This is a genomic window from Petrotoga miotherma DSM 10691 (genome assembly GCF_002895605.1).
GTDB lineage: Bacteria > Thermotogota > Thermotogae > Petrotogales > Petrotogaceae > Petrotoga > Petrotoga miotherma.
This window is the reverse complement of sequence record NZ_AZRM01000045.1, coordinates 97,481-118,326: the sequence shown is the minus strand read 5'-3', so window position 1 is coordinate 118,326 and position 20,846 is coordinate 97,481. Positions and strand designations below refer to the sequence as shown.

19 protein-coding genes and 3 tRNA genes are annotated in these 20,846 nt (G+C 33.8%); 18 read left to right on the top strand and 4 right to left on the bottom strand.

The window, feature by feature from the left end; genetic code table 11:
• The first annotated feature begins 133 nt into the window (after positions 1–133).
• The 11 genes from X928_RS08480 (at position 134) to X928_RS08430 (ending at position 8,815) form a co-directional block, all read left to right on the top strand.
• On the top strand, positions 134–865 hold the full coding sequence (locus X928_RS08480; RefSeq protein ID WP_103079342.1) for a basic amino acid ABC transporter substrate-binding protein: 732 nt from the start codon (positions 134–136) through the stop codon (positions 863–865).
• 70 nt (positions 866–935) lie between these two features.
• Positions 936–1,607, top strand: coding sequence for an amino acid ABC transporter permease (locus X928_RS08475; protein WP_103079341.1), 672 nt, complete (start codon positions 936–938; stop codon positions 1,605–1,607).
• Between the two features lie 3 nt (positions 1,608–1,610).
• On the top strand, positions 1,611–2,378 hold the full coding sequence (locus X928_RS08470) for an amino acid ABC transporter ATP-binding protein (protein WP_103079340.1): 768 nt from the start codon (positions 1,611–1,613) through the stop codon (positions 2,376–2,378).
• Entirely contained in the window at positions 2,375–3,055 is a 681-nt protein-coding gene (locus X928_RS08465; RefSeq protein ID WP_245857215.1) for an amino acid ABC transporter permease, read from the top strand. Before X928_RS08470 ends, X928_RS08465 begins: the two co-directional genes overlap by 4 nt.
• Positions 3,056–3,156: 101 nt before the next feature.
• The gene (gene argS, locus X928_RS08460) at positions 3,157–4,806 is read left to right on the top strand and encodes an arginine--tRNA ligase (RefSeq protein WP_103079339.1); all 1,650 of its coding nucleotides are present in this window, start codon (positions 3,157–3,159) and stop codon (positions 4,804–4,806) included.
• Positions 4,807–4,855: 49 nt separating this feature from the next.
• On the top strand, positions 4,856–5,974 hold the full coding sequence (locus tag X928_RS08455; protein ID WP_103079338.1) for an FtsW/RodA/SpoVE family cell cycle protein: 1,119 nt from the start codon (positions 4,856–4,858) through the stop codon (positions 5,972–5,974).
• Positions 5,961–7,007: a UDP-N-acetylglucosamine--N-acetylmuramyl-(pentapeptide) pyrophosphoryl-undecaprenol N-acetylglucosamine transferase gene (locus X928_RS08450; protein WP_103079337.1), complete on the top strand. Its 1,047-nt coding sequence runs from the start codon at positions 5,961–5,963 to the stop codon at positions 7,005–7,007. The genes X928_RS08455 and X928_RS08450 overlap by 14 nt, the downstream gene beginning before the upstream one ends.
• A 165-nt stretch (positions 7,008–7,172) precedes the next feature.
• Positions 7,173–8,531, top strand: a complete 1,359-nt coding sequence (murC, locus tag X928_RS08445; RefSeq protein WP_103079336.1) for a UDP-N-acetylmuramate--L-alanine ligase — start codon at positions 7,173–7,175, stop codon at positions 8,529–8,531.
• Between the two features lie 34 nt (positions 8,532–8,565).
• Positions 8,566–8,641 (top strand) — tRNA-Glu (locus X928_RS08440).
• A 12-nt stretch (positions 8,642–8,653) separates the two neighbouring features.
• Positions 8,654–8,728: transfer RNA gene (locus X928_RS08435), tRNA-Val, on the top strand.
• Positions 8,729–8,739: 11 nt separating this feature from the next.
• Positions 8,740–8,815 (top strand) — tRNA-Phe (locus tag X928_RS08430).
• Between the two features lie 77 nt (positions 8,816–8,892).
• Here X928_RS08430 and X928_RS08425 read toward each other — a convergent pair.
• From X928_RS08425 to X928_RS08410, 4 genes are all read right to left on the bottom strand, one after another.
• Complete coding sequence (locus tag X928_RS08425; protein ID WP_103079335.1) at positions 8,893–9,375, bottom strand: GNAT family N-acetyltransferase; 483 nt, start codon at positions 9,373–9,375, stop codon at positions 8,893–8,895.
• Positions 9,376–9,535: 160 nt separating this feature from the next.
• Entirely contained in the window at positions 9,536–11,338 is a 1,803-nt protein-coding gene (dnaK, locus tag X928_RS08420) for a molecular chaperone DnaK (RefSeq protein ID WP_103079334.1), read from the bottom strand.
• A 193-nt stretch (positions 11,339–11,531) separates the two neighbouring features.
• Positions 11,532–12,332 carry a nitrilase-related carbon-nitrogen hydrolase gene (locus tag X928_RS08415; protein ID WP_103079333.1) on the bottom strand — a complete coding sequence of 267 codons (801 nt, stop codon included), beginning with the start codon at positions 12,330–12,332 and terminating at the stop codon, positions 11,532–11,534.
• Positions 12,333–12,526: 194 nt separating this feature from the next.
• A complete protein-coding gene (locus X928_RS08410; protein WP_103079332.1) occupies positions 12,527–13,075 on the bottom strand; it encodes a 5-formyltetrahydrofolate cyclo-ligase in 549 nt (182 codons plus the stop codon).
• A gap of 550 nt (positions 13,076–13,625) precedes the next feature.
• On the opposite strand from X928_RS08410, the gene alr reads away from it, so the two are divergent.
• The 7 genes from alr (at position 13,626) to X928_RS08370 (ending at position 20,804) form a co-directional block, all read left to right on the top strand.
• Positions 13,626–14,750: an alanine racemase gene (alr, locus tag X928_RS08400; protein WP_169926361.1), complete on the top strand. Its 1,125-nt coding sequence runs from the start codon at positions 13,626–13,628 to the stop codon at positions 14,748–14,750.
• Entirely contained in the window at positions 14,743–15,801 is a 1,059-nt protein-coding gene (locus X928_RS08395) for a 3'-5' exoribonuclease YhaM family protein (protein ID WP_103079329.1), read from the top strand. Before alr ends, X928_RS08395 begins: the two co-directional genes overlap by 8 nt.
• 18 nt (positions 15,802–15,819) lie before the next feature.
• On the top strand, positions 15,820–18,108 hold the full coding sequence (gene topA, locus X928_RS08390) for a type I DNA topoisomerase (protein WP_103079328.1): 2,289 nt from the start codon (positions 15,820–15,822) through the stop codon (positions 18,106–18,108).
• Positions 18,109–18,138: 30 nt separating this feature from the next.
• Entirely contained in the window at positions 18,139–19,044 is a 906-nt protein-coding gene (locus X928_RS08385) for a D-alanine--D-alanine ligase family protein (protein WP_103079327.1), read from the top strand.
• A 204-nt stretch (positions 19,045–19,248) separates the two neighbouring features.
• Positions 19,249–19,782 (top strand): ATP-dependent protease subunit HslV, encoded by a 534-nt coding sequence (gene hslV, locus X928_RS08380; protein ID WP_103077235.1) that lies wholly within the window; start codon positions 19,249–19,251, stop codon positions 19,780–19,782.
• A complete protein-coding gene (locus X928_RS08375) occupies positions 19,779–20,363 on the top strand; it encodes an NUDIX hydrolase (RefSeq protein WP_103079326.1) in 585 nt (194 codons plus the stop codon). The genes hslV and X928_RS08375 overlap by 4 nt, the downstream gene beginning before the upstream one ends.
• A gap of 171 nt (positions 20,364–20,534) precedes the next feature.
• On the top strand, positions 20,535–20,804 hold the full coding sequence (locus X928_RS08370) for a hypothetical protein (protein WP_103079325.1): 270 nt from the start codon (positions 20,535–20,537) through the stop codon (positions 20,802–20,804).
• Positions 20,805–20,846 lie beyond the last annotated feature (42 nt).

Here is a 20,846-nt window from a genome sequence, read left to right as displayed (position 1 = left end):
AAAGATATGGTATCAAATAAATTATACAGTGAGGAGGTAAAAGTACAATATTGAAGGTATTAAAAGTTAGTTACAATACGTGTTTTAGAGTTTCTAAAGACAGTATAAATAAGACGATAGGAGGTGTATCAACATGGTGAAAAAGGCTTTTTTGATTTCTATGATTTTGATTTCTTTTGTGTTTTCAGCTTTTTCAGTTACTTATGTTGTCGGTACAGAAGCATCTTTCCCACCTTTTGAATACGTAGAAGATGGAGAATTTGTAGGCTTTGATATGGATTTAATAAGGGAAATCGGAGAAATGTATGGATTTGATGTTGAAATAAGAGACATTAGCTTTGACTCTCTCATACCTTCTTTAATGACTGGAAATATTGACATTATTGCTGCTGGAATGACGGTAACAGAAGAAAGAGAGAAAGTAGTAGACTTTACAATTCCATATTATAGCGCCGATCAGAGTATTATGGTAAGAAAAGGAGAAGGTACAAATCTAAGTATACTTTTTACTGAGCCAAAAATCGGAGTTCAGACAGGTACTACCGGGGATCTTTGGGTAACTGAAAATCTTATTGACACGGGTTACTTGCCAAAAGCAAACCTTACAAGATACGATACATTCAACTTTGCTGTTCGTGACTTAGTTAATAAAAATATCGATGCGATAGTACTAGATAATCCTGTAGCTGAAAGATTCACCAAGACAGATCCGGTAGAAATTGTAGGAATCATTAAGACTAATGAAAATTATGGTATGGCCGTTGCACCAGGCAATGAAGATTTATTGAATATGTTAAACGAAGGTATAACAAAGTTACAAGAATCAGGAAAGATGGATGAACTTATCGGAAAATATTTTAAGTGATGCTTGTAAATCTTTAAAGTAAAAAACAAGGGGGGTTTACCCCCCTTATATTAAGAAAGAAGGATTATATTTGGAAGACATTCAAGTTATTATCAATTCTTTTCCCTATTTACTAAAAGGAACTCTTGTAACGTTGGAATTAACCTTTTTTAGTTTGCTAATAGGATTTGTTATGGGGATTATAATTTCTTTCGGTCAATTGTATGGTAATAAACTTGTACAATTTATTTTTCTAATCTACGAACGAGTATTTAGAAGTATTCCTTTGTTAGTCATACTTTTTTTGATTTTTTACGGTTTACCTGCTATAGGAATAAGATTGGATCCTTTAATCGCCTCAATACTTGGTTTGGGTCTGAGAAGTTCGGCATATCAATCGCAAATTTTAAGAGGCGCAATTTTATCCATACCAAAAGGACAGCTCGATGCTGCTTACTCCATCGGGATGAACAAAATTCAGACTTTTTTCTATATTATCTTCCCTCAGGCAATAAGAATCGCATTATCAGGATGGACCAATGAAGCAGCGGTGGTTTTAAAAGATACATCTTTAGCTTATGCCTTAGGTGTCGTAGAATTACTAAGGCAAGGCACTTATATTATCTCTGTAACCAACAGACCTTTGATAGTTTATCTAATTTGTGGGGTTATATATTTTATCCTAACTTTTAGTATAAGTAGAGGATTAGGTAGGATCGAAAAAAAGCTTGCAATACCAGGATATGAAACAAGGAGCGTTTGATTAATGAAAAAAGAAAAAGATACAATATTAAAAGTGGAAGATCTTCATAAAAGTTATAATGAAACAGAAATACTCAAAGGAATAACATTGGAAGTTAAAAAGGGCGAAACAAAGGTAATAATAGGTCCAAGTGGAACGGGGAAGAGCACCCTTTTAATGTGCATAAATAGGCTTGTAGAACCTGATTCCGGAAGAATATATCTGGAAGGAGAAGAAATACTATCCTCGAAGAATATTCATAAAATTAGGCAAGAAATAGGCTTTGTATTTCAACATTTTAACCTATTTGATCACTTAACTGTGCTTGAAAACGTTAAAATCGGGTTGACTAAAGTGAAAAAGATTGAAAAATCGCAAGCTACTGAAATTGCATTAAAAGAATTAGAACGGGTTGGACTGAAGGATAAATCAGAACTCTATCCTGCCCAACTTTCGGGTGGACAAAAACAAAGGGTTGCAATTGCTAGATCTTTGGCTATGAATCCCAAATTGATCCTGTTTGATGAGCCAACCTCCGCTTTAGATCCAGAGCTGATAGGAGAGGTTCTGAACGTTATGATAGATCTTGCAAAAAGTGGGATGACTATGGTGTGTGTTACTCACGAAATGGGTTTTGCAAGGGCTGTTGCTGATGAGATTATATTTATGGAAAATGGTGTGATCGTTGAAAAAGGTCCCCCGGAATCGATGTTCAAAAATCCTCAAAAAGATAGAACTAAGGAGTTTTTAAATAAATTATCACAGTTGTACGGAAAGGAAGAAAACACATGAGCTTTTTTGAAATTGTCGAAAGTTCCTGGGTTTATATGTTGGAAGGTATATGGGTTACACTATTTTTAACTTTAATTTCTGTAGTTATAGGATTTTTTTTGGGCGTTTTACTAGCAGTTGCTAAAACGTATGGAAATAAATTGTTCTATTACATAAGCTACGTTTTTATCGAAATAATAAGGGGTACTCCATTACTTGTTCAACTTTTCATTCTTTATTATAGTTTACCTGTTATTGGAATTAGGCTTTCTCCAATATTAGCCTCAATAATGGCTTTTTCCTTAAATTCTGCTGCTTATCAGGCAGAATATTTAAGAGGGGCTATTCAATCAATAAACTCAGGGCAAATGCAAGCCTCTTTATCAATAGGAATGAAAAAATGGCAAGCTATTAGATTGATCATACTACCCCAAGCGTTAAGAAGGTTTATCCCTTCGTGGACAAATGAATTTATATACTTATTGAAGTATTCCTCTCTCTCTTATATTGTTGGAGCCCCAGAAATAATGGCTCAAGCTAAGTTTGTAGCGAGTCGTAACTTTGAATTCTTTCAAGTTTACCTTTTCGCTGCTATCATATATTTTGTGTTGGTCACTATTTTTGGGGAAATATTCAGATTTATTGAAAAGAAAATGAAGATTCCAGGGACCCTCACTTATGCCAGGAATCGAACTTAGAAATGTAATAAAATCTGGATGGTTGCTGAGCGAAGGACCGCAAAGCTATTTTAGAGTTTCCAAAGGCTGTAATAAACGAAAAAACAGGAGGAAATAAATATATGGAAATAATAGATCTCATAAAAAACCAGATCAATATAGCCTTGTTAAATATTGGCGTTACTAACATCGAACTCAATTTTACTATCGAAACACCTCCAAAAGACGATTTGGGAGATTTTTCATCCAACGTTGCTTTCCTTTTAACTAAAAGATTGAGAAAATCACCCCAAGAAATTGCCCAAATTTTAAGAGATGAATTAGATAAATCTTCTTTTTTTGAAAAAGTAGATAATGTAAATGGGTTTTTAAATTTTTTTGTTTCTCCCCAAATATATCAAAGAATATGTTCTAAAATTTTAAGTAACCCAAAAACTTACGGAAAATTTGATATAGGGAAGGGTGCAAATATACAGTTCGAATTCGCAAGCATTAACCCAACTGGTCCAATTACCGTCGCTCATGGTCGACAAGCTGTTATGGGAGACGTTTTGGCAAATATGTATGATCAAGCTGGATACGTTGTTCAAAGAGAGATGTATTTAAACGATGCAGGCAGACAAATGAAACTTCTCTCCTACTCCCTATGGGTAAGATACAACGAAATTCTAGGGTCAAAGTATGAGATACCTGAAGATGGTTACAGAGGAGATTATCTTATAGATACGGCGAAAAAAGTATTGAACAAGTATGGAGATAAATTTAAAGATAAATGGGATGAAGAAACCGAAGATATATTTAGAAAAGAAGTCTTAGAAGATATGCTAAAAAATATGTTAGAGACGCTTGAAAAGATAAACGTGAACTTTGATGTAATCTTTAGTGAACAATTATTATTTAAAAATAAAATGGTTGAAAAAACCTTGAACGATTTAAAAGCTAAAGGCTATGTGTATGAAAAAGATGATGCAGTATGGTTTAAAGTATCGGATTTGATAGATGAAAACGACAAGGTGTTGATAAGGTCTAAAGATTCGATGCCCACTTACTTCTGTGATGACATCGCTTACCATTATTACAAGTATCTACGGGGTTTTGATAGCGTAATTGATATAATGGGTTCTGACCACCATGGTCACATACCAAGGATGATGGCTTCGATACAAGCATTAGGTTTACCAGAAGATTTTTTAAAAATAATCTTACACCAGTTTGTAAATGTAAAAAAGGGTCAAGAAATTATAAAGATGTCAACAAGAAGCGGTGAATTCTTCACTCTCGATGATCTTATACAAAATGTTGGAAAAGACGCTGTTAGGTACTTTTTTGCGATGGTTGATCCCGATACAACATTGAACTTCGATATTGATTTGGCTATAAAGAAATCTAATGAAAACCCTGTTTATTATGTTCAATATGCTCATGCCAGAATATGTAGCATATTTAAAGAAGCTCAAAAGAGAGGGATAGAATACGAATTATTTTTAGGTTTAGAAAATCTGAAAGAAGACGAAGAAAAATTGTTAATGAGGGAGTTATCCTTATTTACCAATGTATTAACCAAAGCCGTAATTCAAAATAAGCCTAACCTGCTTACGCAATACTTAGAAAGAGTAGCCTCAAGATTCCATCATTTTTACAACAACCTCTCTGTACTCAATGCAGAAAATTATGAGCTTATTCAAGGTAGGTTGAATCTTTGCCATGCAACAAAAATTGTTATAGCAAGAGGTTTGTCTATCTTGGGTGTAAATGCTCCTGAAAGCATGTGAAAGACAATATTTTGAAATTAGAAACAGAATTTGAAAGGGGGGGGTTGGGGTGAACCCCCAACGCATAGCTATAAAACGAAATTTCATCTTTTTTTTAATAATATTGGGTATCACTCTATTTGTTGGTGTTTTATTCATCTACAGTTCTCTTTTTGCAATCAGTGACATCAAAGAGATAAACCCAGAACAAAAATTTCAAACATATATAATCGCTTTAATTATTGGTTTTTTAGGAGCGATAATTGCTTTTATGCTCAGCGATACATTTACAAAAAGTAAGCATATTATGATCGCTCTTTTTACATTTTTGAATCTCATTTTAGTTATCGTTTTATTCACCCAACCTATCGCTGGCGTAAAAAGATGGCTGAATATTGGGCCTTTCCAATTTCAACCATCAGAACTTGCAAAACTTATTATTCCTGCTTTCTTGGCTTTTTATTACACTCAAATACAAAATAAAAAGAATCTGCTAATAAATGTAATTTCCCCTATTTTAGTGTGTGGTATTAGCATATTATTGATCTTTTTGGAACCAGATCTCAGTTCTGCCCTTATAATTACAATGTTAACCTTAATAACGATGTTTTTGGGAATAAAAGATAAAAAGGTTATGTTATTTTTTATTGTTTTTACATTGATTATCGTCTCAGTTCTTTTTATCTTCCAGGATAATCTGCTTCAAACCTACCAAATTTCAAGATTGACAGGTTCCGACGATTTTCAAAGTCAACGTTCAAGAGATGCCATTGCAAATGGTGGGCTAATTGGTACAGGACCGTTTGCGGGTGAATTTAAATACTATGTACCAGAATCTTACAGCGATTTTATCATATCCGTTATAGGAGAAGAATGGGGGAAATTAGGGATAGTGATGGTTGTCATGCTTTTCTTTTTTCTATCTCATGAACTTGTGTATTTAGCTTATCTTACGAAAGATCACGCTACTTTCATATTCTGTGGAGCTACAGCTTCATGGATCTTCATTCAAGTTGTCATAAATACTTTGGTAGGCTTGGGAGTGCCATGGATGCCGGTCACAGGAGTGACGCTTCCAATGGTAAGCTATGGAAATTCTTCTATGATAGTTACCTTAACATCTATAGGGTGGGGTTTGGGATTAATATATCATAATTCGGAGTTGACAAGAACAGATGAGGAAGAATGAAGAGTTAAAGGTTGTTTTTTCAGGAGGCGGTACAGGAGGCCATTACTACCCTGCTCTATCTGTAATAAAATATCTAGACAAATGTTATAATAAGTTAGATGTGATATATTTTACAACAAAAGGAAGAATCGAAGAAAAAAAGCTACCTACAGATTTCCCAAAAGCTAAGTTAATTCCTCTAAATACCAAAGGTCTAGAAAGGCCATTATACAACGTTAGGAATATAAACAGAGCCTTTGAAGTTTTAAGGGATAAGCGTAAAGTTGAAAAAATAATAAAAGAATTCAAACCTGTTTTTGGATTTCTCACTGGTGGATATGTGACCGTTCCCGTGGGTTTAGCTTTAAAAAAACAAAATATTCCTTTTTACTTGCATGAGCAAAATTCAATTCTTGGAATATCCAATAAAGTACTATCTAGATGGGCAAAAAAAGTTTTTGTAAGTTACGAAGAAACAAAGTTGAATGATAAGTTTATTCTTACAGGTAACCCTGTAAGAACGCCCGAAAATGAAATACCGCGAACTTACTTGCATGGTTTCGGAATAAAGGATTTAAACAAAAGATGTATTTTAGTCTTTGGAGGAAGCCTTGGTTCTAACGAAATAGATGAATTAATGTACAGAGTATACAAAAAAGAAAAAATTAACAATTACATACATATAACCAAAAACCAAGAAAAGTTCAAACAATTTCCCAATGTTTTTACTTTTAAATATATAGAAAATTTATATGAATTAATGGCTGTATCCGATGGAGTGATATCAAGGGCAGGAGCAACAACTCTAGCGGAAATTCAGTTCTATGATCTTTCTGCTATTTTGATCCCATGGAAAGGTGCTGCAGAAAATCACCAATTAAAAAACGCTCTTTCCCTTCAAAAGAAGGGAAAAGTTGTTGTTTTTGATGAAGAAAATGTGGAAATTGATCGACTGATCAACTTTTTAAATCGTATTCAACCAAAAAATGAAGAATTTAGCTACACACCTAAGATAAATAGAGCCACAGAAAGTATTGTTAATAATATCTTATGAGTGCGGGGTGCGTTTGCGTCACTGTGCAAACCATTTTTTTAAATGATTTTGACCTTGAATTTGGGGATCTTAAGGGGTTTACCCCTTAACGTCGGGTTAAGTGGTGCTAACACAAGGTTTTAGAGTTTCTAAAGTCAATATTTGTATTCTCAAAAGGAGGTATCTATGAAGTATTACTTCTCCGGGATAGGTGGTATCGGTATGAGTTCCCTAGCCTTATACACAGCTTATAAGTATGGAATAAAAAACGTGCTTGGATCGAACAATGAAATGAACGAAAGAGTAGAATACTTAATAAAAAAAGGAATAAAAGTCAAATTAAAACAGGACTCTGATCTTCCTGATATAGATTTTTTAATTAAAACAACGGCAATAAAATATACCAATCCCGAACTGATAGAGGCCAAAAGAAGAAATATAACTATTTTGAACAGAATGCAACTACTCAACTCAATATTGCAAAAGCATACCTCAATAGGCATTACTGGGACAGATGGAAAAACCACCACAACGGCTATGGTTTCTCAAATATTCAAAAATGCCGGCAAAGATCCAACAGTTTTTTTAGGTGGAATACATGATTCACTAGAAGATGGCAACTTTAGATATGGAAATGGAATAGTAATAGCGGAAGTCGATGAGAGTGATGGCTTTATAGAAGAAACAGAAACGAATTTTTCTATCATAAACAATTTAAGACCTGATCATTTAGAACACTACGACAATGAATTTGATAATTTGGAAAGTTCTCTTTATAAATTTGCAAACAACACTAAAGAACTTGTTTTATTAAATGTAGACGATAACCATCTCACTAAATGGCACCTAGAAGAAAAGAAAGTCTTATACTTTGGGCGAAGTGAAAAGGCAGATTATATAATTAAAAAAAGACGCCAATATAACAGATATCAGGTGTTTGAACTTTATCATAAAAATATATACATTGGAGATATTACTTTAAATCTTCCGGGAGTGCACTACGCTTATGATGCACTGGCTTCAACCGCACTTTCTTTAGAATTCGGCATTGAGTTTAACACAATAAAAGAAACTTTTCTCGGGTATAATTCAGTAGGGAGAAGATTCAACATACTTTACGATAAAGAAAATCTATCAATAATAGACGATTATGCCCATACACCCGACGAAATCTTAGAAACGATAAAAGCAACAAAAGAGTATTTTCCAAAAAGGAAAATAATAACCATATTTCAGCCACATAGGTACACCCGTCTTTACTTCCACATAAACGACTTTATTGATGTTCTAAAATATTCCGATGAAGTATTAGTCTACAGGATATATTCTGCCTTTGAAGAACCTATTAACGGGGTTGATGAAAAAAAGGTAGTTGAAGCTCTTAATTCTCAAGCTATATCCTCTAAATATTATAATTCTGAAGATGAAATTATATCAGATCTGTTACAAGAAAAAAATGCGGTTCTACTATTTGTTGGGGCAGGAGATATAACTGATATAGCAAAAAAATTATCAAAAAACAAAAAAAACCTTGACATCTCATAATTTTTATGATAATATATTTCAGGTTTGAGATCTTGCCCCCATCGTCTAGCGGTCAAGGACATTGGCCTTTCACGCCAAAGGCACCAGTTCGAATCTGGTTGGGGGCGCCATAACATTAGGAAGGGTGTTTAGCTCAGTGGGAGAGCGTCTGCCTTACAAGCAGAAGGTCGCAGGTTCAAATCCTGCAGCGCCCACCAAGTTTAAGGATGGGCAGGTAGCTCAGTCGGTAGAGCAACGGACTGAAAATCCGTGTGTCGGCAGTTCGATTCTGCCCCTGCCCACCATAATAGTTTTTAGCACTAAGATAGATATATTAAAAAGGCAACCATTTTGGTTGCCTTTTTTTGCGTGGTATTGGATATTATGATTTATATCTCATCTCAGCATATTTGGATTCGAAGCCAACTTTTTTGTACAATTTTCTAGCCGGGTTGTCGTATTCCACATGCAAGGATATATCCCCGTCACATCGGGTAATTGTTTCTTTCAAGAGGTTACTACCTATCCCCTTCCCTCTACAATTTTTATCAACAGCTATGTACACCAGCACATGCTCAGGGATATATCCTTCCATACCCGTATCGTTAATAACAACAGCACCTACAATGCTATCGTCATTATGAAGCACCAGAACAAATCCTCCTTTTCCTTTCTCGTTAGAAAAGGCGTAATCAATAGAACTGATAATATCTTCTAATGGATCTCCATACTTTCCCAAATTCTTTTCTAGGAACTCTGCTATTTCTAACTTGGTGAACTCAAAATCGTCATCTAATAAATCTTCCTTTGAGTCCAGTTCTTTCAATGATAAGTTGAATGAATCGAAATTAAAGGTTTTCTGCACTTTGCAATCACCTCCAAGATATATTATACCACATTTACACTTATATACAAAGTATTGAGAAATATGACTTTGTTTTATACTACTAATAGATGTGGGGTTATTCAAAGTTAGGTTCAAAAAAATTTAGGAGGCTTTTAACGCCTCCTAAATTCCTAAATTCCTAATTTTCTGGATTGTTTCCGGGGTTAGTTGCTCCCGTAGTTGCTCCTGGGTTTTGGTTTTGATAAATATATTGTCCTACTTTTATAATCTCTTGTTGTAACTCATCTTTGACTATCTTAATTTTACCAACGTTATCTTCCTCTAAAGCTTGCTTTAATTCTTTTGTTTTTTCTTCTATGTTGGCTTTTAAGTCATCAGGGATTTTATCTCCATTTTCACTTAATAATTTTTCTGTTTGATAGATTAAATCGTCTGCTTGGTTTCTCATCTCAACTTTTTCTTTTACCTTTTTGTCTTGTTCTTCGTACTCTCTAGCCTCTTTCATCATTCTATCTATTTGCTCTTTATCGAGTTTGTGTCTTCCGGTTACTACCATAGATTGCTGTTTCTGAGTTCCTAAATCCTTGGCTGATACACTTACAATTCCATTAGAGTCAATATCAAAAGCAACTTCAATTTGAGGAACTCCTCTTGGTGCAGGGGCAATACCTGTCAACTTAAAACTCCCTAAGAAAAAATTGTCTTTTGCTAAAGGCCTTTCACCCTGATAAACTCTTACTTCAACCTCTGTTTGCCCGTCTACGGAGGTGGTAAAAGTTTTAGATTTTTTGACAGGAATTTTGTTATTTCTTGGTATAATAACTTCCATTAAACCTCCCTTAACTTCTACACCTAAGGATAAAGGAGTAACATCCACTAAGACAAGGTCTCTTTCAGTTTCTCCAACCATTATAGAAGCTTGAACACCTGCTCCAATTGCAACGGCTTCGTCTGGATTGACATTCTTTGAAGGATCTTTCCCAAAATAATTTTTAACTAATTTTTGGACGGCTGGTATCCTCGTTGAACCACCTACAAGTAGTACATCACTTATATCTTGAGGTGAAAGTTTAGCATCTCTCATTGCGTTCTCAATAGGTCCTCTTGTTGATTCTATTAGGTCTCCAATGAGTTCTTCTAATTTTGCTCTGGTTAGTTTCTTTTCTAAATGAACAGGTTGGCCATCAACAACTGTGATAAAAGGTAAATTTATATCCGTTTCTAGTTTACCTGATAGCTCTATCTTAGCAGATTCAGCAGCTTCCTTCAATCTTTGAAGTGCTTGCTTATCTTTTCTTAAGTCAACTTTATACTCTTTCATAAATTCATCAGCTAACCAGTCGATTATCCTTTGATCAAAATCGTCTCCTCCTAGATGGTTGTTTCCAGAAGTGGCGATAACTTCTACAATATCTTCTCCTATATCCAAAATAGAAACATCAAAGGTTCCCCCGCCTAGATCATATACAACTATTTTTCTTTCTTCTTGGGATCGGTCCAGACCAAAAGCTATAGAAGCCGCTGTTGGTTCGTTTATTATTCTTAGAACTTCTAAACCAGCTATTTCTCCTGCTTCTTTTGTGGCTTGTCTTTGAGCATCGTTAAAATAAGCAGGAACTGTTATAACGGCCTTTTTGATCTTTCCTCCTAAATATTCTTCTGCATCTCTGACCAGTTTTTTAAGTATGTAAGCACTTATCTGCTGAGGTGTATACACTTTATCATCTATTTTTACAGTGTGGTCACTTCCCATATACCTTTTAATAGATCGTACTGTTCTGTCTGAATTTAAAATAACTTGCCTTTTAGCTGGTTCACCAACCAATATTTGACCATCTTTACCAAAGGAAACAATAGAAGGTGTGGTCCTTTTACCTTCCGAATTAGGTATTACTTCAGGGTTACCATCTGGTTTTACCCAAGCAATAGCTGAATTTGTAGTACCTAAGTCTATACCTACAACGTATTCTTTTGCACTCATCAAAATACCCCCTTGCTAAAACTTTTTATCATTTTGTACGTATATTCGTTGTTCAACATCACTAATATTATAATTCAAATAGTCTTTTTTTTCAAGTCATTAATTGAGATTTGGGGATCTAATTAAAGTGCTTATTAAAAGGTTTCTAAGTAATCTAAATTTAGAAGTAATCAAATATTATATCACTCTTAACCTATGAGTGAAAATAATATTTTGGGTTTCGATCCTTGAAGAGATCATTATACTCATTGATACTTTTGTTTTGAGATTTTCTTTCATCAATTTCTACTGTTTGAATAAAATCTCCTTGGTCTGGTAGTCTAAAAAGCACTTCGCCGTTGGGTGAAGTCACTTGACTTTTACCTGTGAAAGAATACTGTATTTCACCATTGCTCTGGGTTCCCCAAATATTTGATGTGGCAATATAAACCTTATTTTCTAAAGATCTAATTTTATTGGCTTCTTGGCAATATGGTAAGACCAAATTTGCTGGATGTAAAATTAAATCTGCCCCTAATAAAGCCAATGTTCTAAAGGATTCTGGAAAGTACCAATCAAAACAGATGGCAACTCCTACTTTTATTCCGTTAACATTTTCCACCCAAAAGCCTGTGTTCCCAGGAGTGAAAAACAATTTTTCTCTGAAAAACAAGTGAGTCTTTCTGTATATTTTAAATGTCCCGTCACTATTGATCAATATTGAGGAATTATAATACTTATCTTCATACTTTTCGTTAAAACCATATACTACACTTATGCCGGTATCTTTTGAAAATTCCCTGAAGGTTTTAAAGGCGTATCCATTTTCCTCTAAAGGTGATTCATAAGTTTCTTCTACCTCTTTTTTGGAAGAGAAAGCGTAACCAGAAAAAGCTAATTCTGGAAATACTATAAAATCGCTATCTACTCCTTCGACGATCTTCATTACCTTGTCTACATTTTTCTTGATCTCAAATAGTTCTGGTTTGAATTGGACTACGCTGACTTTAAACATTTTTCAACCTCCTCTAAAATATTTATTTAATACTGCCATTAGAAACTCCAAAAATTATTTTAGCGCCCCTTCGCCAAGCGTTAAGGGGCGAGCCCCTTAAGATCCCCAAGTTCAAAATCAAAGTCATTTAAAGATCTACTTTGCATAATACAGCAAACCATAAGGATAGAAGTTCTTTGTCTTTGCCGCGCAGATCACTTTATTTCTATTTCCTTTTTTTCTGTCATTATTAAATCGGCTTGTAAATCATGGGGGTGAATAGGAACGGAATCTATTAATTGAAAGTTGAATACCACCCCTATCAAATAAGTTTTCGGATTTTGAAGGAAGTATCTATCGTAATATCCTCCACCGTATCCAATTCTATATCCATTAAAATCATAGGCAATTGCAGGAATTATGTAAAGATCAATTTTTGAGGAAAATTCATCATCGATGGGTTCTGGAATATTAAATTTACTTTTAATCAAGCGATCGAGACTTTTTACTCTTCCCATCTTCATTTGTTTACCTAAAACCTTTGGTAAATAAACCTTTTTTTGAGTTTTTAACAATTCCTCTATCAAAGATAATACGTTTACTTCTTTATTAATGGGATAATAGAGAGCGATGGAATCAAACTCCATTTTTTTGATTTGATTTCTCAATTTTTCTACTATTTTTTGTGAATATGTTTCATATTTTTCTTGATCTAGTTCCAATCGTTTTTTTAAAATCATCTCTCTGACTTCTTTTTTCGTCATCGTATTTCATCCCTCTATGATATTGATGTTATTATAAGTGAGACCCCACTCCATTGCACATTATACAATAAAAATAGAAAATTTTTGCCAACCACTCAAAATTATTGTATAATGTTAATTGTACATTCTAAAAAACCAAGTAACTAAAAGAGGGATTGAAAAATTCTTTATAAGTTTAGATATTCGAAAATTCTTTATCTGCTCCCTTTAATCTTTGTTTTATTTTTGTTTATATTAGGTAACTTTCTATACAGTCTTTATCCAAAAGGTATTATAGCTTTTATATTTCTCGGAATAATAGTTACACTTTTATTTTATTCCATAAGAAAATTTATGCGGTATCCTATTATTTATGACCAAAATAACAAAACCTTTTACGTTATTACCTCCGTATTTTCAGAAAAATACGAGCATTTCAGTAAATCTTCCATTAAAGAAATAGTTATTACTTCAAGAAAAATAATAATAATTTTAAAGGATAAAACAATTATTTTGCCTAAGTTTATACAAGACCGAGATAAACTCATTTCTTTTTTAAAAGGAGATAAAATTGAAAGGTAGAGAAACAGTTGCATATATAAATATTGATAAATATTTAGAAAATTTGAATTATATACAAAACCAAACAAAAACGAGTATTATACCGGTTTTAAAGGCAAATGCTTATGGACATGGTATGCTTCCTTTGGCAAGGCAAGTATTTAACGAAGGTTGTAGTATGTTGGCTGTTGCATATTTGGAAGAAGCTTTAGAAATCTTAAAGGAGGGAGTGCACCTCCCGATTTTAATCTTTAATTACTTCAGCCCAGATGATTTTGAAGAGTTATTGGAATTCTCTCATTTTTTAAGACCTACAATTACTGCGTATACATTTTTAGAAAAAGTATGTGATATACTAGGGAAAGATGTTGATAAATTTAAGTTCCATATAAACGTGGATACCGGTATCAACAGAATTGGCATAAAAGAGGAAAAATTACCCCAATTAATAAAGTTGATCAAAGATAAAAATATTCGAATAGAAGGTGTTTATTCCCATTTTGCCAATGCAGATGAAAAAGACGATTTTACCAGAGTTCAATTTGAAAAATATAAAAGTTTATTGGATTATATAATTAGTTCAGGCATAGATGTTGAAAAAAAACATATTTCTAATAGTGCTGCCGCTCTTTTTTTCCCAGAATATTCTTTAGATTATGTGAGGCCAGGAATTGCCACTTATGGCTTACAACCATCCACAACTCACAAAGTTGATCAATTAAAACCTGTCTTAGAACTAAAGAGCATCGTTGCAAGCATTCATTCCCTTTTACCAAGCGATACTATCGGATATGGTCGAACTTATGAAGTGCAAAAAAAGATGAAAACAGCCATTGTTCCTATAGGGTATGCAGATGGTTATTTTAGGACCCTTTCCAACAAAGGGGAAGTTTTAATTAACGGGAAGCGATGTAAAATATTAGGCAGAGTATCTATGGATCAAATAGTTGTGGACGTTACTGATACTAACGCTTCAATCGGTGATGAAGTTGTTATCATTGGGAAGCAAAAGTACGATGAAATAAGCGCAGAAGAAGTAGCTGAAAACGCTTCTACTATAAGCTACGAAGTAACCTCAAGGATAGCTCAAAGGGTTCGACGGATTTACATTAAGGGAGGAAAAAATTTTGAATGAAGATTATTCTTTGAAAGATATAATAAAAGATAATCCGTTTCAACCAAAGACAAATGGGGAAAACATTACGTTAATATCGGATTTAAAACCAACTGAAGAAGCAGAAATAGAAGGAAAAGTTGTGAGCAAAAAGCTCCAAAAGACAAAAAATGACAAAATGTTTTTATTGTTTACACTTGCAGATAAAAGTCAGTCAATTAGAGCTATCGATTGGTATAACGCAGAAACCAACAATAACAAGATTCAAATTGGAGACGTTATAAAAGTAAAAGGGAAAATAGTTTATTTTGAAAATAGACTTCAAATTAATATTAGTAACGAAACCAACTCTGTGCAAAAGATTAACATAATGAATATCAACCCCGAAAAGTACTTGCATTTTTCCAATAATGATCTATCAAAGTTAAACGCAAAACTTGAACATTACATACAAACTGTTGAAGATGAAGGTATCAAATCTTTGCTGAAACAGATTTTTTTGGCTAATTCAAAATTAAGGGAATCTTTTCTTTTTTCTCCGGCAGCAATAGAAGTGCATCATGCCTATCCAGGCGGTTTACTGGAACATACATTGATGGTCACTGAACTATCTTTAAGATTATACGATCTTTACAACGAAGATAATGAAATATGTATCAATAAAGATATTATAATAGCTGGTTCCCTTTTGCACGATATAGGAAAAATAGAAGAATACGTTATAACACCTCGTGGGATAGAAAAAACTGAACAAGGCGAATTGATAGGACACATACATCTGGGAACAAAAATAGTGTACGAGGAGTCAAAAAAAATATCTCCAAAAATAAAAGAAACGGATCTTAACCATATAATACACATCATACTCTCTCATCATGGAGAAATAGAATACGGAAGTCCTGTAGTTCCTAAAACTATCGAATCATTTATTATTGGGTTAAGTGATAACATGGACGCCAAAATTGCTCAAGTTAAAGACAACATTAGAAATACCTTACAAATAAACAAAGATCAAAGTTGGAGTGAATACGATAAAAGGCTGGCGCGCAAGATAAAAATAGAAAAATACTAGCGGGAGGTAATTCAATTCATGCCAAAAAAAAGCACTAAATCCAACAACAATAATGGGAAAAGTAAATTCGTAGTGATCGTTGAATCCCCATCAAAGGCAAAAACAATAGAAAGATATTTAGGAAAGGAATATAAAGTAATAGCCTCAAAAGGTCACGTTCGTGATTTACCTAAAAAGGAGTTTGGAGTTGATATCGAACACGACTTTGAGCCAATCTTTCAAGTGATACCTGGTAAAGAAAAAGTTATAAAAGAAATCAAGAAAGAAACGGAAGGTAAAAAAGTGTTATTAGCATCGGATATGGATAGGGAAGGAGAAGCTATAGCGTGGCATCTTTCCCAGCTTTTAGATCTCGATCCAAAAGAGAAAAATCGTATCATATTCTCAGAAATCACGAAAAATGCAATAAAAAATTCAATAAGTAATCCCCAAAGTTTAGACTTGAAAAAAGTTGATGCCCAGATAGCTAGAAGAATCTTGGACCGATTGGTAGGATATAAGATCTCTCCCCTGGTTTGGAAAGTATTAAAGGATTATAAAACTAGTGCAGGAAGGGTTCAATCCGCGGCATTGAAATTGATAGTGGATAAAGAAAGAAAAATTTTCTCTTTTAAACCAAAAAAGTACTATAATATCTACCTTGAGCACAAAGGTCAAAATATTCCACTAACAAAAGAAAACGGTAAAAAAATAAAACCCGAAAGTATATCAAAAACAAAAAAAGACCAAATCTTCGAATATTTAAAAGACAAGGATTTTAAACTTGGGAATATAAAAGAGAAGAAAACAACTAGAAAACCTCCATTACCATTTATTACCAGTACTCTACAACAAACAGCGGTTTCGACTTTTAACTGGAGTTCATCTAAAGTAATGAAAATCGCGCAAGATTTATATGAAGGTGTGGAAACCTCTGAAGGAAGCATTGCTTTTATTACTTACATGAGGACTGATTCTACAAGAGTTTCAAACGAAGCCCAACAGGCAGCTATTAATTATTTGGAAAAAAATTACGGCAAAGATTATGTCGGACATTACCTATCTAAAAACAAAAAAACAAACGTTCAAGATGCCCATGAGGCTATAAGGCCTACAGATATCAACATGGATGTCAACAACGCAAAAAGGTTAATTTCATCAGATCATTTAAAATTGTATACCCTTATTTGGAATAGATTCATGGCATCTCAATCAGCTCCATCAAGATATTTAGAAAAAACATACATTATTGAAGACAACACCAACAAATATTCATTTGAAATAACGTCTAAAAAATGTATCTTTGATGGATTTGAAAAATTCTGGAGTCCTAACAATAAAGAAGTGGACTTTAAGATAGATAAAAATGATAAGATCACATACGACCAATTAAAATTCGAAGAAAAAGAGACTAATCCTCCAAACAGATATACAGAGGCAACATTGATAAAAGAATTAGAATCTAAAGGAATAGGAAGACCATCAACGTATGCAACCATAATATCTACACTTTTGCAACGTAAATACGTTTCTAAAATATCGAAAAATACCTTGAGACCAACAACAACTGGTTTTGTGGTAACTGACTTTTTGGAAGCCTATTTCCCAGAGATAGTGGATGTAAAATTCACCGCGAACATGGAAGAAGACCTTGATAATATAGAAGATGGAAAAAACAAAAGTAAAGTGGTTTTAGAGCAGTTCTATGAAGAATTCGAAAAGTTCCTTACCACTGCATCTAACAACATAAAAAATAAACAAAAAATTTTACATTACGAAAGCGATGTACCTTGCGAAAAATGTGGTAAAAACATGAAATTAAATTTTGGCCGATACGGTCTATATTTATCCTGTGAGAAATGCAAGGAAACTCAGAAAATTCCTGCGGAATCATTTGGAGTGACAATTAAGGACAAATTATACATAAAAGAATATCTACAAGAAACTTTAAAATTAAACAAAGAAGAAAACAAAATAGGTGAAAAATGCCCCGTCTGTGGTGGAGATCTCATATTAAAACACGGGAAATTTGGAGAATTTATAGCATGTAGTAACTACCCAGATTGTAAATATACTCGCAATGTAAAAGCCCGAGGGAAGTGTCCCAACTGCGGCGGCGACGTCATAAAATTAAGAAGCAAAAAAGGGAAAACTTACTTCAAATGTGATTCTTGTGGGACGTTGTATTGGTACGAACCTTCAGAGTACAATTGCCCCAAATGTGGAGAAACATTATTCTACAAAACCTCAAGAGGAAAGGAAAAGTTATACTGTCAGAAAGACAAAACATACTTTGACATTGAAGAAATCAAACAATTAACAAAGTAAACGTAGAAAGTAAAAAAGGAGAAAAAAACGATGGACATCCCAATTATTACAGGTGGGAAATCTATAGAGAGAGAGATAGCATTTATAAGTGCAAAAAATGTTTTTAATTCCATAAGTAATTTGGGGCATAAACCACTGATACTGGATTTAATAGATGACGATTTTATAAATAAAATTCAAAATTATAAATTCGCCTTCAACGTGGTGCACGGAGATTACGGAGAAGACGGAAGATTATCTTCTTTATTGGACATATTAGGGATAGACTACACATGTTCTAACTCTGAAACATGTGTAGCCACATACGATAAATTTATATTCTATACTCTATTTAAAAATTATATACAAATGCCTCAAACAATCCTAACCAACAAATTGATATCACCGCCCTTTCAGTACCCTTTCATCATCAAACCTAGAAAAAGTGGATCAAGTAAAGGCGTATACATCATCCACAACGAAAATGAATTCAAATTCTATTTAGAAAAAGATTTGAAAGAATTTCAGGAAGTTCTGGTTCAAGAATATATAAAAGGCCGCGAAATAACGATATCTTATATTCAGAAAAATGATGAGTTCATATTACTACCTATTCTTGAAATTATTCCAAAAAAAGAATTCTACGATTATGAAGCAAAATATACTAACGGATTAACTGAACTCAAGCCACAGCTTAATTCACCTGAAAAAATCATACAAAAAATAAATGAAATAGGAAATCAAGTTATGAAGATACTCACTTTTAAAGACATGTTTAGAATCGATGCAATCTTAAAGGGTGATGAGATTTACGTTTTGGAAATAAACACCGTTCCAGGTTTAACAGAATTAAGTGATCTTCCAACATCCGCAATAGCTGCAGGAATCAGCTTTGATGATTTAATAGATATAATAATAAAAAATCATTTAAAACAACCCACAAAAATCAGTTTTTGAAAATGAATAGACGATAGCGCAGCAAAGTGTTTTTGGGTGGGCAGCGGGACAAAAAACAAAGAACTTTTATCCTTAGGGATGGCGTGGGGCAAAGACAAAGAACTTTTATCCTTATGGGTGGGGAGCGGGGCGAAGGGGCGCTATCTACCAAGGTTTTAGAGTTTCTAAATAAAAAAATGTGAGTGCAAGGAGGAAATACAATTTATGGATTTTCATGGGACAACAATATTAGGAGTAAAAAGAAACGGAAAAACAGTAATATGTGGTGATGGACAAGTAACAATGGGTGAAACAGTCTTTAAAGGCAACGCCAAAAAAGTGCGAAGATTGGGTGAAGGAAAAGTAATATCAGGTTTCGCTGGATCCGTAGCAGATGCCCTCGCTTTGTATGAAAGATTTGAAGGAAAGTATAAATCTTCACATGGTAATCTTATGAAAGCAGCTGTAGAACTGACAAAAGAATGGCGTATGGACAAAGCACTGAGAAGACTTGAAGCATTATTATTGGTTGCCGACAAAGAAAATATCTTTTTAATTTCTGGTAATGGCGAAGTTATGGAACCACAAGAAGATGCAATTGCAATAGGTTCCGGTGGACCTTATGCATACGCTGCAGCAATGGCTCTGTTAAGAAACACGGACTTAGATGCTGAGGAAATTGCAAAAAAAGCCATAAAAATAGCCGGTGAAATATGTATTTACACGAACGATAATATAACAATGGAGATTATAGAATGAGTGAACAGATTTTAGCTATTCCCACCATAAAAATTGTAGAAAAAATATCTTCGTTCAACAATAATTTTTTTAAAATAAAATTTAGCGATTTCGTAGAAATATTAGAAAGCGGTAATTTCCACGAAAGAGATGAAATAGAAAACGATTATAATTACAAACAAATCATACCTTATGTAGTGTTCAAAAACTACGAAGGCAAAGTTTTAGTTTTAAAAAGAACACAAAATCAAGGAGAAAAAAGGCTTCACAACAAAATATCAATAGGAATAGGGGGCCACATAAACAAAGGGGATAAGGGTATTACTATGGAACAAACCTTTTTCAACGGAATGGATCGTGAAATTAATGAAGAATTATGGATTACCAATTCATATAAATATGTTTACAAAGGAATAATCAACGATAACACTGAAGATGTATCCAAGGTTCATTTAGGTGTCCTTTTTGTCGGATTCATCGATTCTGCGAAGATTAAAGAAGAAGATAACTTTGAGAGCACATGGATGAAAAAAGAGGAAATCGTAAATTTAAAGGATGTGAATTTCGAAGGTTGGACAGAAATAGCTATAAATAACATGTAGAAAATTCTTATTAGACCAATTGTGAGGGCGGAGCCCTTCACCCACCAGAGTCCAAGGGACCGAAGGTTCCTTCCTTAAATGGGTGGGCTGCGGGGCGAAGGGGCGCTAAAGCATGTTCTAGAGTTTCTAAAAATAGTAAAAGTGCACATTAAGGAGGCATAAATTGTCGTTATGAACAATATCTACGGAGAAAATTCAGGTAAAGGTTTTGTCAAGGAAGTACCTTTATCTACATTTGCAAAGGCAGTAGAAAGTGCCATTTATAAAGCACCGCTAAGAGAAAACAACAAAGTTTGGTTAAGCGACTTATGGTTCATCACTTCTTTACCAGAAGACCTGATCAAAGAAGCTATATCCAAATATATTGAAGAAATTGATCTACCCGACGATGTTGAAGAGATATACGACGACGAAAAAAACAAAGTTCTTTGGAAAAAATAAATAAAAAGGGCGCTGTAATACTAATTAAAACAGGAGGGAAAA